The organism is Aquimarina sp. RZ0 (genome assembly GCF_008370685.1).
Taxonomy (GTDB): Bacteria; Bacteroidota; Bacteroidia; order Flavobacteriales; family Flavobacteriaceae; genus Aquimarina.
Genome location: NZ_VTZU01000052.1, coordinates 17,320 through 31,677, shown reverse-complemented (window position 1 = coordinate 31,677; position 14,358 = coordinate 17,320). Strand labels below are relative to the sequence as shown.

The following is a 14,358-nucleotide window of genomic DNA, read 5'->3' as shown; positions in this document are numbered from 1 at the left end:
GAAGGTGTATTATACAACCTCTATTTAAGTAATTGAGATACGTGAATGAGTCTATTAGAAGTTTTTCGAAAAAATATCTTTTGGTTTATAGATATGCTGCGAGGAAGGGATATCAAAAATCATTATGAGGATATTAAATGGATCATAGAAAATAATGATTCAAACGCCTCGAAAGTCAAAAAAGAAAAATACCTTCAGCAAATTCTGGAGCATGCTGTAAGTACTACTTGGTTTTACCAAAAGTGTGTAGGATATACTTCTATTTCGGATTTTCCGATAATCAATAAAAATATAATTCGTAATAATTTTGAACAGTTTTTATCTTCAAAATATAAAAAAAAGAACTGTGTCTTAATTTCTACCAGTGGCTCTACCGGAGCTCCTTTTTCAGTCTTACAAAACATGAGCAAAAGATGCAGGAATACCGGGGATAATCTCTATTTTTCTAACAAGTCTGGATATGAGATAGGTCAAAAATTGATATACATAAAAATTTGGTCAGATACGGTCAGGAAAGGGATATTGTCAAGACTATGGTGGCAGAATATCCACCCTCATAGTGTTTTTGAACTTAAAGATACAGATATAGAGATTTTTATTAAAGATCTGGAAAAGAATAAAAAAAAGAAAAGTTTTTTGGGGTATACTTCTGCTTTTGAGGCTATCTGCAGGTATCTGGATACGATAAATTCACCAAAGATAGATGGCAATGTTCGATCTATTATTACCATGTCAGAAAGTCTTAATGATTATGTGAGAAGTAAAATGAAAATGTATTTTGGGATAAAGCCTATATCAAGATATTCTAATAATGAAAACGGGATTATTGCACAAGAAGATCATTCTGAAACCAATAAGTATATAATTAATTCTGCCAGTTATTTTGTAGAAATTTTTGATCTTATAAAAGATATACCCATCGGCAAAGGGAAATTGGGTAGAATTGTAGTTACTGATTTACATAATTACGCAATGCCTTTAATACGATATGATACCGGAGATATTGGTACTTTAGAATTAGACACAGAAAATATACCTTATTTAGCGTGTATTAAAGGAAGAAAATTGGATTTGATTTATGACACAAAGGGAGCTATTGTTCCTTCTCATATTTCCTATAAACTATATAAATATGGGGACTACAAGCAGTTTCAATTGGTTCAATATGGAGAGAAAGATTATGTAATTAAGTTAAATACAGATACAAAGGTGGATGAAAAGTCTATGATAGAAGAGTATAAGGTCTATTTTGGGGAAGATGCTAACATTACTATAGAGTATGTAGATGAAATCCCACTGCTATCCTCAGGAAAAAGGAGGGAAGTAGCGAATACTTATCATTCTCAATTGTAATATATAATACCATTATCCATTGAACTTGAACTTTCTTTAAGGTAAATTCAAACAAAAATAATGTAATTATTGTTTTTTAGAAGTCAACTTTTTTTTAAAAGCCTATTGCTGTATCATCTCCGCGTTTATCTGCGCCTCCTTCCAGGGTTCCGTCTGGTAATACCAAAATGCCATCAACTTTACCTATAATAACAGATTTTTCAACATTGATTTTATACCCTTTATTTTCTAATCGATCAAGTATCTGCTGATCAAATGAATTAGGCTCAAAAACAATAACGTCTGGAAGCCACTGATGATGAAAACGGGCTGCGTTTACCGCATCTTGCATCGTCATATTATACTCATAAACATTTAGTATTGTTTGTAAAACAGAAGTGATAATAGTAGAACCTCCAGGTGTTCCAACAGACATCCATAATTTATTGTTTTTCTCTACAATTGTTGGTGTCATCGAGCTTAACATTCTTTTTTGAGGCGCAATTGCATTTGCTTCTGCGCCGATAAGTCCAAACATATTGGGAGTTCCTGGTTTGGCACTAAAATCATCCATTTCATTATTGAGAAAAAAACCAAGTTCGGGAACATATAGTTTAGATCCATAAGCTCCGTTTAATGTAGTAGTTACAGAAATAGCATTACCAAATTGATCAATTATAGAATAATGGGTTGTTTCTTCACTTTCATAACCAGGGATATTTCCGTGACTTATATCAGAAGATAAGGTTGCTTTTTCTAAGTTAAAACCTTTCATTCTTTCAGACGCATAGGTCTTACTTATAAGAGTATCCATCGGGATTTTTACAAAATCGGGATCTCCCAGATAAAAACTACGATCGGCATAGGCTCTACGTTCTGCTTCGGTAATTATTTGAATAGATGTTAATGAGTTATGACCGTATGTTTGCACGTTAAAAGGTTCTATCATTTTCATGATTTGAGCCAGGCATACTCCGCCACTAGATGGTGGAGACATTGATATTACGTTTAAATCCTTATATGTGAATTCTACTGGGTTACGCCATTTTGCTTCGTATTTAGCGAGATCTTCCATCGTAATGATTCCACCTTTGGATTGAATATATGATACCATTTTTTTGCCTGTTTCTCCTTTGTAGAATTCGTCTCTGCCATTTTTGATGATTCTTCGGAGTGTAGTAGCCAGTTCTTTATTCTTAACAGTGTCGTGTGCCTTGTACAACTTGGCATATAGAATGGTATCAGAATTGGTTTTTATAAAAAGATCTCTATGGGTATCTAAGCGTTTTTTTTGTTTTTGAGTTATAGTATATCCAGTATCAGCAAGTGCTGCCGCTGGTGCCAGTAATTCTTCCATAGGAAGGGTTCCAAATTTTTTATGAACTTCAAAAATTCCGGCGATAGTTCCGGGTACTCCAACCGCCAGACTCCCTACCTGACTTTTTTCGGGGATAGGATTTCCTTGTTCATCAAGATACATATCTTTTGATGCAGCCAGAGGAGCTTTCTCTCTGTAATCAATAGCTCCGGTTTCTCCAGTAGCTTTTCTATATACCATAAAACCACCACCGCCAAGATTACCAGCATATGGATATGCAACAGCCAGTGCCATCTCAGTAGCAATCATGGCATCAAAAGCAGTTCCTCCTTTCTGTAAGATATCTTTTCCTATTCTGGAAGCTTCTTTTCTGGCCGAAACTACCATAGCATTTTTTTCTAGTACACCTTTTACAGGCACTATTACTTTTTTAGTAGTGATCGTTGATTCTGAGTTTGTTTTGCAAGAAAAAATAAGGAAAAAGGGTAAGAAATAGAGGAAGCGCATTGTCATGTAATATGTATAATTAGTAGTTGATTTCTTTAATAAGATTATTTCTTTGATCGTAAAATTTCCAATATCCAGAAGGTTTACAATCATCAATATGACCTTCTGATTTTATAGTGCCATTTTTATGGTATTCTTTCCAAAAGCCTTGTTTTTTGCCATTTTTATAATGACCTTCAGCTTTGATTTTTCCATTGCGATAAAAATATTTCCAGAATCCGTCCTGTATCCCATTTTTATAATGGCCAATACTTTCTATATTGATAGCATTGGCAAAATAATTTTTAGTATATCCATGCTTAGAATTTTTTTTAACCTCTTTGTTGCAAATATTCTTTATCTCATAAGTAACAGTTTCTTCTTTGCAAGAACTTATAAAAAATAAAAATAGAAGAAAAGATAAAGTTCTCATAGTGTTCTCATCTCATTTTTAGTAAATACTTCTAATTCATCAAAAAAAGAACGAAATTCTCTTTCGAATTCGTCATAATATTGCTCTAATTCCATCACAGCAAAATTCATTTTTGATCTGTTTTTAGTTCGATGGTTCATTTGATATAGAATTCTGCCAATACCGGGAATGGTGGCATAACTTAGTAACCAATTATCCTGTAACATATGCGGTAAAAAAATCTGTATGCGTTTGGGTAAGATTTCATAATATTCCTGAAGCAATTTATAGAAATCAGCAACATATCGATCAAGAGGTATATCCGAGAATTCTGCCCAGTATGCAGCGAGATAATGGTCATATAATATATCAACAATTACAGTACTGTAATGTCCATACTTAGGGAACAATCGGGTTACACTTTTTCTTACAATAGGATGGGTGTCTGTATAGGAGTCTATTTTGCGGTGTAAGGTAATGCCTTGTTGGATACGATGAGGAAATCTGGTAAATGTTTTCCCTTTAACAGCATCAGCAATAAAATTACCTATTTTTAGTTCGGTATCATTTCCCGAGAGATAAATATGGGCTAAAAAATTCATTATGTGAATTTACAATTTTAGAAAAGATTTTGTGGTTTTTCTGTAAACTTTAACTGTAAAGTTGGAGTAATGATCTATTGCATGTACATTTGTTAACAAGGAAAATTAATTGATAAAAATTTATGACACTAATTAAATCAATATCAGGGATTCGAGGTACTATTGGAGGAAAAGTAGGGGATAACCTGACGCCTATTGATGCGGTTAAATTTGCTGCTGCTTATGGAAGCTGGCTAAAATCAGAAACAGATAAAGAACATCCTGTAGTGGTGGTCGGTAGAGATGCTAGAATATCGGGTTCTATGATACAACAATTGGTAATGAATAGCCTTGTAGGGTTAGGCGTGCATGTAATAGATTTAGGATTGTCTACAACACCCACAGTAGAAGTAGCGGTACCTATAGAGAAGGCTGACGGAGGAATAATATTAACCGCTAGTCATAATCCAAAGCAATGGAATGCGCTTAAACTATTAAATAATAAGGGCGAATTTCTTAATGCAGAAAATGGTAAAAAGATTTTAGAAAAAGCCGAGAATGATGATTATGATTTTGCAGATGTTGATAATTTAGGTTCGATTACCGTTAATGATACTTATATTGATATACATATAGAAGAAGTTCTCAAACTTCCCCTGGTAGATGCTGAAATTGTTAAGAAATCCGGCTTTAAGGTAGTGGTAGATGCTGTAAATTCTACCGGAGGTATTGCGATACCAAAATTACTCAGGAAAATGGGAGTAGAAGTAGTAGAATTATATTGCGAACCAAATGGTCATTTCCCCCATAATCCAGAGCCGTTAAAAGAGCACCTGACTGATTTATCAGAACTGGTGGTAAAAGAAAAAGCAGATTTTGGTCTTACAGTAGATCCAGATGTAGATCGTTTGGCTTTTATGAGTGAAGATGGCGAAATGTTTGGTGAAGAATATACATTGGTGGCCTGTGCGGATTATGTTCTTGGTAAAAATCCAGGTAATACCGTTTCTAATTTATCTTCTAGCAGAGCCTTAAGAGATATCACAGAAAAACATCAGGGAGTGTATGAAGCAAGTGCTGTAGGAGAAGTAAATGTAGTAGAGAAAATGAAAGCTAACCACGCAGTAATTGGGGGAGAAGGTAACGGGGGAATTATTTATCCGGAATTACATTATGGTCGGGATTCTCTGGTGGGTGTTGCGTTATTTTTAACACATCTGGCCGAAAAAAAATGTAGTGTAAGTGCATTGAGAAATAGCTACCCTTCTTATTTTATGAGTAAGAATAAAATTCAACTTACACCAGCACTGGATGTAGATGCCATTTTGGATGGATTTCATAAAAAACACGCCTCAGAAGTAGTGACTACTATTGATGGAGTTAAGGTTGATTTTAGTGATTGCTGGGTACATCTTAGAAAAAGTAATACAGAACCAATTATTCGTATTTATACAGAAGCATTGAGTCAGGAAAAAGCAGATCAGTTGGCTGAAGAAACAATTTCTATATTAAAGGGAATAGCAGGTATTTAAATACTCTTGCAGTTGTATAGTTTGTTGTGCTATTTATTTGGTTTTAAAAAACTTAAATAAATATAGTTGTCTTTTGAAGTTTACAGGAAAAAGAGTAAAGTTTACTAGAGGATTTTAAAACCAGAAATGGTATTGGACCTCTCAGATTTTCAAACCTGAGAGGTTTTGGTTTCAAAATGATTAAATGATTTTTAAGTCAGAAGTGTTCATTATACTATCCTTTGAATTTACTCGATAATCGAGGTTTAAATGCTTTCAGGCACGGGCTTGTCTCGAAATCGAAATGTTTTTTTAATAAATGTCTCGTGTACTTGCCCTGAGATAATTCACCATAATAAAAAAATCTTACTTTTCTTTTCCAGTAAATTCAAAGATCAAATGGTGTTATACGATTTGTGATTAAAAAATTCGTATAAATTCATTGAATTATTTTTTCTTTATGCAAGGCAAAAAAATCAAGCATAGCTATAGCTACGGTTTATTTTTTAAACGAAGTAGAAAGGAAAAAGAAACGATGAATATGCGAAATTTTTAGTTATAAATCGTATTAATCTATTGTTGCGCCTTTAGGTATTGTCGCATTTCGATGCTTCCATCTTCTGTGAGTCCAGAGATAATATTCTGGTGCTTTTCTAATTTGTTTTTCCAGTAAGCTCAAATAGGTTTTTACAATATAAAAATCTTCACAGTTTTTAGGATTTTCTGTGATAGGAATAAACTGCGCTTTATAGTGTCCTCTTTTTATTTTTTCCACCTGTAAATAAACCACAGGCATATCCAGTCGTTTTGCAAGAACTTCGGCTCCTAGATATGCCGGAACTTTGATTCCCATAAAATCTGTCCAAAACATTGCTTTTTCTATACGTGGTGATTGATCAGATATCATACCATACGAGCAAAGCCTGCCATTAGTTTTATCTTTGGTAATTTCATTCATGGCATTGTGACTGGCGATTAATCTTGCATTAAATCGTTTCCTTATCCTGTGGGCTAATCTGTCAAAATATTTATTTTTTAATTGTTTGTAAATACCAACTGTAGGATAGTCAACTAATAGTTGTGTTACGGTAGACCATTCATAACTGGCATAATGTGCCATGAGTACAACAATGCTTTTGTTGTTAGATTCCAGACTTTTTAGTGTATGGATGTTGGTGATCTTAAACCGTTCCAGCAATTCTTTGTCTGTTATCGATATAGATTTTATCATTTCTAGAAACATATCACACATATGTTTATAAAATGCTTTACGAATTTTGTTGATTTCTGATTTTGATTTTTCTGGAAAGACTAATGTAAGGTTTTCTGTGACTGATTTTTTTCTATACCCAATGACGTGGTAAATGAGTACATAAATACAAGAGGAAAAATAGTAAAATATACGCCAAGGCAATTTTGATATCATCCATAAAAATGGATATACCAGACGGTATACAAATAATTGCATCGATTTTTGTTTTTTGAGATTACAAATATAATTGTATTTGTTTTTTCGAAATCTTAGAATACTCTTAAAATAATAGAGGTATTACTCTATTCTATAATTGCACCCGGAGGAGGTGTCGCATTTCTGTGTTTCCAGCGTTTATGAGTCCATAAATAATCTTCTGGCTTTTTATGAATTTGCTCTTCGAGTAGTTTGAGGTATTCTTTGATAACATAGAATTTTTTTTCATTCTTGCTATTTTCTGAAATCGGAATAAATTTTACTTCATAATATCCTCTTTTTATTTTTTTTACTTGTAGGTATAAAACAATAACATCTAATCGTTGCGCCAAAAACTCACCACCCAAAAATATAGGTACTTTGATCCCCATAAAATCTGTCCAGAATTTTGCATTATTCAGTTTTGGCGACTGATCAGAGATCATGCCATACGAACATACGGTACCATCCTGTTTGTCTTTGATAATTTGTCGAGCTACTTTATGACTGGCGATCAATCTCGAATCAAACCTTCCTCGTATTGTATGTGCCAATTTATCAAAGTGTTTGTTTTTTAATTGTTTATAAATCCCAACACACGGATTTAAGGATACCAGATCTACCGCATTAGACCATTCAAAACTACCATAATGTCCCATCAGTGTGATGATACTTTTATTCTTTCTTTCGAATTCATGAAACTCATCTAGATTTACGACCTTATATCTTTCTATTAATTCTTCTCGCGTAATAGAGAGTGATTTTGCCATTTCCAGAAACATATCACACATATGTTTATAAGATGCTTTACGAATCCTATTTATTTCTTTTTTTTCCTTATCCGGGAACACTAGAGTAAGGTTATCAGTAACCGTTTTTCTTCTATATCGGATGATATAGTATACTAAAATATAGATGCAGGTAGAGAGCATATAAAATATACGCCAGGGAAGTTTAGAGATAAACCACAGTATTGGATATACCAGGTAGTAAATAAATAATTGCATTAAATTTTTGGTTTAAGCTGTCAAAGATAACTTTTTTAATTTGCGATCAATAATAAAATATATAGGTCACGAAATCAATAAGAATAGAAATTTTTTTGGGTTTGGATATAGAAAGTGATTCAGATTTTTTTGATTCTGGCAGGAAATAGTTGTTTTTTGATTAACAGACATGTTTTTTTATAGGATAGAACGTTATGTAATAAGAAAACTATAAAAATTAAGTGTAAAAAATATTTTTATAGCGAATTAAAAAAAGTTTAAATCACTTCATAGTATATTTGACAACTAAAATTTGTTGTATGCTAAATATTGATATTGTAGTCATTGTGATTATAGCAATTAATATCATTGTTTCATTAAAAGGGTTTAATGATTTTTCTTTTTTCGAACGTTATAAATTTAATATAGGAGGTATTCGCAGAGGAGAACAGTTACGGATGTTGGCATCTGGTTTTTTGCACGTAGATATGATGCACCTGTTCTTTAATATGTTTACCTTATATTTTTTTGCACCAGTAGTGCTTAGTTTTATTGGAGATGTTAAGTTTTTGGGGGTTTACTTTGGCAGTTTACTAGTAGGAAGTCTATTCTCTCTTTTCTTTCATAAAAATGAATATCATTATAGCGCAGTTGGTGCTAGTGGGGCAGTTTCGGGAATTATTTTTTCTGCTATATTATTTCAACCCGGTATGAGTTTGTACCTGATGCTTATCCCTATCCCTATCCCGGCTTACATTTTTGGGATAGGATATTTATTATATTCTATCTATGGAATGAAAAGTAGAGCCGGTAATATCGGACACGATGCGCATTTTGGAGGAGCTGTAGGTGGTTATATTATGACACTGATTATTGCGCCCTGGTTATTTAAAGAAAACCTGTTGATGATCGGATTATTAGCAGTGCCGATACTTGTTCTCTTTGTATTGCAGCAAAAAGGAAAACTATAGAAATAATAATGTATAAGGTCGCTTTTTTACAGTTAGATTTTTCTATTTCATAAAAAATAGCCGAAATTTGTCCATTTTTCGTTACTTTTTTTGTCTGTATTGCTACTATAGACTATAAAAAGCGTCTCATAAGATCAAATTTCAATTCATTTTCGGTTAAAAATAAAAAGTCAAGATAAGTCTATATTATTTAGAAACTATTATAAAGATTTTTCTTCTAATAATTCCGAAATTCTTGTTTCTAATGCCGGACCTCTCAGATTTTTGGCGATTACCTTTCCGGTTTCGTCAAGAATAAAGGTAGCTGGTATGGATCGCACGCCATATGATTTTGCAATAGGATCTTGCCAGAATTTAAGATTAGATACGTGATTCCAATCCAGATTGTCATTATTAATAGCTCTTGTCCAGTGATCCTTGTTTCTATCCAGAGAAACGCCAATGATATTAAGTCCTTTGTCGTGATATTTGTTATAAATTCTAACTACATTGGGATTTTCTGCTCTACACGGTTTACACCAAGATGCCCAAAAATCGATAATAGTGATTTTGCCTAAAGATTCTTTTAGCGATAATAAATTACCATCAGGAGTAGGAGCAGAAAAATCTTCGGCTTCACTACCAATATCTATTTTGCCTATAGATGCGGCAATCAGGCGGTCCAGATTTTTACCCAAACGAGAGGATTTTAATGAGTCTTCTACAGTTGTGTATATTTCCTTAACCTTTTTGGCGGATAACGCTTTTAGATTTATAAGATCAGTAAGTGCCATCACAGCTACCAAAGAATTCGAGTGTTTCTCAGCAAATTCTCTACGATATTCTTTTTCATTTCTATTGATTTCTTCTTGCTTAACCGCCAATTTAGAAGCCTTGTCAGTCTCTTTTAGCTTAGAAGCAATTTGGTATTGATTACTTATTTCCTGCTTTTCTTTGCTGTAAGCTGTCATTTTTCCCAAATATTCAAAGAACAGCTTATTTTCAGAACCTCCTTTGATCACAGTAGACCTTAAACTATCCTTATATACAGTCATTTTTATAGGATTGTTTTCTGCCAGAAACAATACATTTCCCTGAATATCTTTAAAGGTTAAATAATTAAAATCATTCTCTTCTACAGGAGGTAGTGATATCTTAAATTTTCCTTGCTGTATTGTTGTAGAATCTATAATAGTAGGCCGATTAGATTCGCTCACAGCATTTACATACACTATTACCCCATCATCAAATCCATTAGTTTCTGCAGAAATTGAATATCCTTTTTCTTGTTTTTCACAAGCTATGGATAGCAAAATAATGGTAAGTAATATTATTTTTTTCATTTTTCGTTTTTTTTTGATCTGTAAAAATATGTATTCTTGTGTTTATACCCCAAAAATTAACTTTTAATATAGATAATTGTCAACTTTTAATTGAAATACCCGCTTTTCAAAATAAAATTAAATCGAAGTGTAACAAACCTCATAATTTGATCGTCTAATATTCTGATAGAGCGCAAAAAAAAGTTGTACTTGTACTTGTACTGGTAAAAGTTGTTTTAAATAAAGTATGATATTGATTATTAGGAAAATATACGTTTAAAATAATAAGCCTGTTTTATAAGTATTAATTGATAGTATTAATCTGAAATTATTGTTAATACTAATTTAATATGAAGCAGTTTTGCGTTATTTTTGTTAAATTACTGTAAACAAATTATTATGGAGATGTTCGGGTATGAGTTTCCTTTAGATATTAGAATAAGTTTTTCATTATTTTTTGATGAATACAGAGAATTCCTGAAAAGCGATAACAAACTTGTGCGCGATCGTGCCGAATCTATTTTAAAAATTGTTGAGGAATATCCCGAATTAGAACAAGGGATTATTACAGAGAATAGAGTTCAGGAATTATTACCTCAAATTGAACTGGTATTAGAAGACTCTTTTTCCCAAATTCTGCAGAAAAATGAAATAAAAATTGCGACCATTCCATTTAGCAATGTAGTATTAAAATCTACGCAGCGCTACAATGATATTATCAGTGCTGCCGGTATTGATTTTGAGCCTCAGATAAAGAACCTGAATGAGGATAATTATTTTATTATGGGGTGCAGTATTATCCTTAATAAGTATTATGGTTATAAGATTGATTTTAGAAGGCCGTTTTTTTATGAGATTCCTGATACCATAGGTATTAATCGTTACTATAGGATCTTGTATAATGGAGATTTTATAGAAATAATTAAAACAGATAAAGCAAAAGAGATCAATGAGCAAGATGTTGCCGAATTATTAGATAATTTTGATAATGTAGCTATATGGAAAGAAAAGTTTCCTCCAAATAGTTGGATTTTTAAAGGAATCGTTATCGCGAATATGTTTGATGTGACTACCGATGTTTCCTTATCTGATTTCAAGGCTAGTTTATTAAGATATGACAAGACAAAAGATAATTTTATAGATAGTTTTCAAAATATATTTAGAGCTATTTTTAATTTACCCGAAATTAAAGTTGGTTTTTCTAATTATAATGAGGAAGATCAGGTTTTTGAGAGAGTACCTTTTAAAAGTATAGATAGTTACATTTTGTTCGATCAATATTCTGATGATTGTGAATCAGCGCTCTGTAAAGGGAGTTATTACTACTTGTTTAATGAGTCCAAATATTTTGCTATTTCTGATGTAAATAAATATCAAAAATCTACGCCTCAAGAGAAAATATATAAAAACCTGATAGCTCAGAATATAAATAGTGCTATCATCGCTCCCATAGAAAATCATGGTAAACTCCTTGGGGTTTTGGAGATTGTTTCTCCCAATGTTCATGAACTCAATAGTATAAATGCGAATAAGTTACAAGATGTGATGCCATATCTGGTAGATGCTGTTTTAAGATCTAAGGCAAAAGCAGAAGATGAGTTAGAGTTAGTAATTCAGCAGGAATGTACATCCATCCATCCTAGCGTTTACTGGAAATTCAGACAAGAAGCCAAACGTTTTCTTCGCGCTTTGGTTGATGAAAACCCAGTTTCTTTCAGAGAAGTAGTTTTTGAAGATGTATATCCATTATTTGGACAAATTGATATCAAAGGATCTTCTGATGCTCGTAATAGTGCAGTACAAAAAGATCTGGTGTTACAGCTTCAATCGATTTCTAAAATTATAAACAAAGTCGGTGAACAAGATGCTTTACCAATCTATGAGCAAATCAAATTTAGAATTGATGATTTCATTCATTCTGTAACAGATAGATTGCAAGTAGATAGTGAACAGAAGATTTTAGACTTTGTTAAAAAAGATATCACCCCATTGTTCAAACATCTGAGAAAGAAGAATAAAGAATTAGAAACCTTAATTCATGAGTATAACACTTCATTGGATGGAAATATAAAAATGTTATATAAGTATCGAAGAGCTCATGATGAATCTGTAATGCTAATTAATAAGGAAATGGCAGCATTATTGGATAAAAAGCAAGAAGAAGCTCAGCAGATGTATCCTCATTATTTTGAAAGGTTTAAATCTGATGGTGTAGAACATAATATGTATATAGGAGAATCTATTACAAAACAAAATAGTTTTAATAAGATTTATTTATATAATCTCAGATTATGGCAGCTCCAGGTGATGTGCGAAATGGAGAATGAATATTATCAGCTAAAAAAAGATCTTCCGGTAGCACTCGATGTTGCCTCAATGGTTTTGGTATTTAGTGCTTCGTTATCTGTAAGATTCAGAATGGATGAGAAACGTTTTGATGTAGATGGAACCTATAATGCCAGATATGAAGTTGTAAAGAAAAGGGTAGATAAAGCTAATATTAAAGGAACAAACCGTCGTATTACCGAAAAAGGGAAATTAGTAATAGTCTATTCTCAAAGAAATGATGAAAGAGAATACATAAAATACATCAATTTTTTACAGTCTAAAAATTATCTCGAAGAAGAGATTGAAATGGTTGAATTAGATGACCTTCAGGGAGTAACAGGTCTGAAAGCATTGAGAGTTAATATTTTGTATAGCAAGAATAAAAAAGACAAGGAATATTATACCTATGAAGATCTTATGAAGGAGCTTAATTGATCGCTCTTTAGGATGATTATTTATTGCAATGTATTAAAAGCGACTATAAAAGCAATTCCGGAGGTAATAAAACCAATCATAAACACAGTATATGTAATCCGTAGTATTTTATATTTTTTATGTAATACTTTACCCAAAAAATATAAATCTTTTATCATCGTATCATAAATATATTCTTTGTCATCCATGAGTTCATGCATCGCCCATTTATATTCATCCAAAGGCATTTTATGGAAATTTCCAAAGAATAACAAGTTTACCTTTTTCTCTTCAATTTCTTTTCTTGTAAATTCTCCACCGGTTACATTAGGTCTTGTAGCTAGTACCGATAGCATCATAGAAGCAATGCTAAAAACAATGAATATTAATGTAGGAATAATAAGGTATTGATTAGACGGATTGTCTAGTTTAGGTATCAGGTTAGATAACGCCAATGATATAATTATAGCGTTTACAGATAAAAGAATATTAGCTTTTGTATCCGCAATATCACTTAATTTTAGATGGTTTCTTAGGGTAACTCTAAATAAAGTTTGAATTCCTTTTTCCGGACTTTCTTCTTTTACCAGTTTCTTAAGTTTTTCTTTTTTCTTTTTCTTTTTTAATTCTTTTTGTTCTTTTAAGATCTCTAAAAGGTGCTCTTCTTTTTTAGGTTGCCAATTTTTTAAAGCATAATCGGTGTAAAACCTATGTTTGTTTTCTAAAAAATCGATATTTGATTTTAACCACTCCGAACTACTAAAATCTTTAATATGATTTAATTGAAATTCTTGCCGTAAGTATTCACTGGTTTCCTTAAAATAATCTTTTGCCAAATGAGAAGCATCAGCATCTCTGATAATTTTTTCTAATAGATTTGTCGGGTTATGATTCATTTTGGTGGCTAAAATAAGCTCAGAAACGTTATCAATAATTTCTTGAGAAGTATTTTGTTTCTCCAAAAAAGCTTTTGATATATTTACGCTATGCTCCTCGTGATTGTCAAAACTTTCTGAATATCCAGTATCATGTAACAAGGCTGTTAATAGTAATACTTCTTGATCTTGATCAGAAATAGTAGTATTGTCAATAATTTCTTTTGTACTTTTAAATACTCTTTTGGTATGAGTATAATTATGATAGATACAAGTTTTAGAAAGTTTATTTTCAAAGAGGTCTAAAACGAACTTATCCGTTTTTTGGAGCAAAGTATTCATAGCGTAATTATTTCAATAACCAAATTAATTAAAAAAAAGTGAATGTACCCATTT

General features: G+C 32.1%; 11 protein-coding genes. 4 read left to right on the top strand and 7 right to left on the bottom strand.

The window, feature by feature from the left end; translation table 11 throughout:
- The first annotated feature begins 45 nt into the window (after window positions 1–45).
- On the top strand, window positions 46–1,353 hold the full coding sequence (locus F0000_RS18655) for a CoF synthetase (RefSeq protein WP_149626244.1): 1,308 nt from the start codon (window positions 46–48) through the stop codon (window positions 1,351–1,353).
- A gap of 94 nt (window positions 1,354–1,447) precedes the next feature.
- Here the strand turns inward: F0000_RS18655 and ggt are convergent, their stop codons facing one another.
- From ggt to F0000_RS18640, 3 genes are read right to left on the bottom strand one after another with little or no spacing between them, the layout of a single operon-like run.
- A complete protein-coding gene (gene ggt / locus F0000_RS18650) occupies window positions 1,448–3,250 on the bottom strand; it encodes a gamma-glutamyltransferase (protein ID WP_255452802.1) in 1,803 nt (600 codons plus the stop codon).
- Window positions 3,177–3,569 carry a toxin-antitoxin system YwqK family antitoxin gene (locus F0000_RS18645; RefSeq protein WP_149626243.1) on the bottom strand — a complete coding sequence of 131 codons (393 nt, stop codon included), beginning with the start codon at window positions 3,567–3,569 and terminating at the stop codon, window positions 3,177–3,179. Before F0000_RS18645 ends, ggt begins: the two co-directional genes overlap by 74 nt.
- The gene (locus tag F0000_RS18640; RefSeq protein ID WP_149626242.1) at window positions 3,566–4,150 is read right to left on the bottom strand and encodes an ACP phosphodiesterase; all 585 of its coding nucleotides are present in this window, start codon (window positions 4,148–4,150) and stop codon (window positions 3,566–3,568) included. Before F0000_RS18640 ends, F0000_RS18645 begins: the two co-directional genes overlap by 4 nt.
- Window positions 4,151–4,272: 122 nt before the next feature.
- Between F0000_RS18640 and glmM the strand changes: the two genes are divergently transcribed.
- Window positions 4,273–5,661: a phosphoglucosamine mutase gene (glmM, locus tag F0000_RS18635; RefSeq protein ID WP_149626241.1), complete on the top strand. Its 1,389-nt coding sequence runs from the start codon at window positions 4,273–4,275 to the stop codon at window positions 5,659–5,661.
- A gap of 547 nt (window positions 5,662–6,208) precedes the next feature.
- Here the strand turns inward: glmM and F0000_RS18630 are convergent.
- Entirely contained in the window at window positions 6,209–7,108 is a 900-nt protein-coding gene (locus F0000_RS18630; RefSeq protein ID WP_149626240.1) for a lysophospholipid acyltransferase family protein, read from the bottom strand.
- A gap of 86 nt (window positions 7,109–7,194) precedes the next feature.
- A complete protein-coding gene (locus tag F0000_RS18625; RefSeq protein ID WP_149626239.1) occupies window positions 7,195–8,094 on the bottom strand; it encodes a lysophospholipid acyltransferase family protein in 900 nt (299 codons plus the stop codon).
- Window positions 8,095–8,393: 299 nt separating this feature from the next.
- On the opposite strand from F0000_RS18625, the gene F0000_RS18620 reads away from it, so the two are divergent.
- Window positions 8,394–9,044, top strand: a complete 651-nt coding sequence (locus tag F0000_RS18620; protein WP_149626238.1) for a rhomboid family intramembrane serine protease — start codon at window positions 8,394–8,396, stop codon at window positions 9,042–9,044.
- 200 nt (window positions 9,045–9,244) lie between these two features.
- Here F0000_RS18620 and F0000_RS18615 read toward each other — a convergent pair whose 3' ends face one another.
- Window positions 9,245–10,366 carry a TlpA disulfide reductase family protein gene (locus F0000_RS18615; protein WP_149626237.1) on the bottom strand — a complete coding sequence of 374 codons (1,122 nt, stop codon included), beginning with the start codon at window positions 10,364–10,366 and terminating at the stop codon, window positions 9,245–9,247.
- Between the two features lie 378 nt (window positions 10,367–10,744).
- On the opposite strand from F0000_RS18615, the gene F0000_RS18610 reads away from it, so the two are divergent.
- Window positions 10,745–13,108, top strand: a complete 2,364-nt coding sequence (locus F0000_RS18610; RefSeq protein WP_149626236.1) for a GAF domain-containing protein — start codon at window positions 10,745–10,747, stop codon at window positions 13,106–13,108.
- Between the two features lie 20 nt (window positions 13,109–13,128).
- Here F0000_RS18610 and F0000_RS18605 read toward each other — a convergent pair whose 3' ends face one another.
- A complete protein-coding gene (locus F0000_RS18605; RefSeq protein WP_149626235.1) occupies window positions 13,129–14,304 on the bottom strand; it encodes a Pycsar system effector family protein in 1,176 nt (391 codons plus the stop codon).
- Window positions 14,305–14,358 lie beyond the last annotated feature (54 nt).

What these genes read in the sequence shown, in the direction of transcription:
- F0000_RS18605 (WP_149626235.1), bottom strand. Translation starts at nt 14,304, where the DNA reads ATGAATACTTTGCTCCAAAAAACGGATAAGTTCGTTTTAGACCTCTTT.
- glmM (WP_149626241.1), top strand. Translation starts at nt 4,273, where the DNA reads ATGACACTAATTAAATCAATATCAGGGATTCGAGGTACTATTGGAGGA.
- F0000_RS18615 (WP_149626237.1), bottom strand. Translation starts at nt 10,366, where the DNA reads ATGAAAAAAATAATATTACTTACCATTATTTTGCTATCCATAGCTTGT.
- F0000_RS18625 (WP_149626239.1), bottom strand. Translation starts at nt 8,094, where the DNA reads ATGCAATTATTTATTTACTACCTGGTATATCCAATACTGTGGTTTATC.
- F0000_RS18640 (WP_149626242.1), bottom strand. Translation starts at nt 4,150, where the DNA reads ATGAATTTTTTAGCCCATATTTATCTCTCGGGAAATGATACCGAACTA.
- F0000_RS18610 (WP_149626236.1), top strand. Translation starts at nt 10,745, where the DNA reads ATGGAGATGTTCGGGTATGAGTTTCCTTTAGATATTAGAATAAGTTTT.
- ggt (WP_255452802.1), bottom strand. Translation starts at nt 3,250, where the DNA reads ATGATTGTAAACCTTCTGGATATTGGAAATTTTACGATCAAAGAAATA.
- F0000_RS18645 (WP_149626243.1), bottom strand. Translation starts at nt 3,569, where the DNA reads ATGAGAACTTTATCTTTTCTTCTATTTTTATTTTTTATAAGTTCTTGC.
- F0000_RS18630 (WP_149626240.1), bottom strand. Translation starts at nt 7,108, where the DNA reads ATGCAATTATTTGTATACCGTCTGGTATATCCATTTTTATGGATGATA.
- F0000_RS18620 (WP_149626238.1), top strand. Translation starts at nt 8,394, where the DNA reads ATGCTAAATATTGATATTGTAGTCATTGTGATTATAGCAATTAATATC.
- F0000_RS18655 (WP_149626244.1), top strand. Translation starts at nt 46, where the DNA reads ATGAGTCTATTAGAAGTTTTTCGAAAAAATATCTTTTGGTTTATAGAT.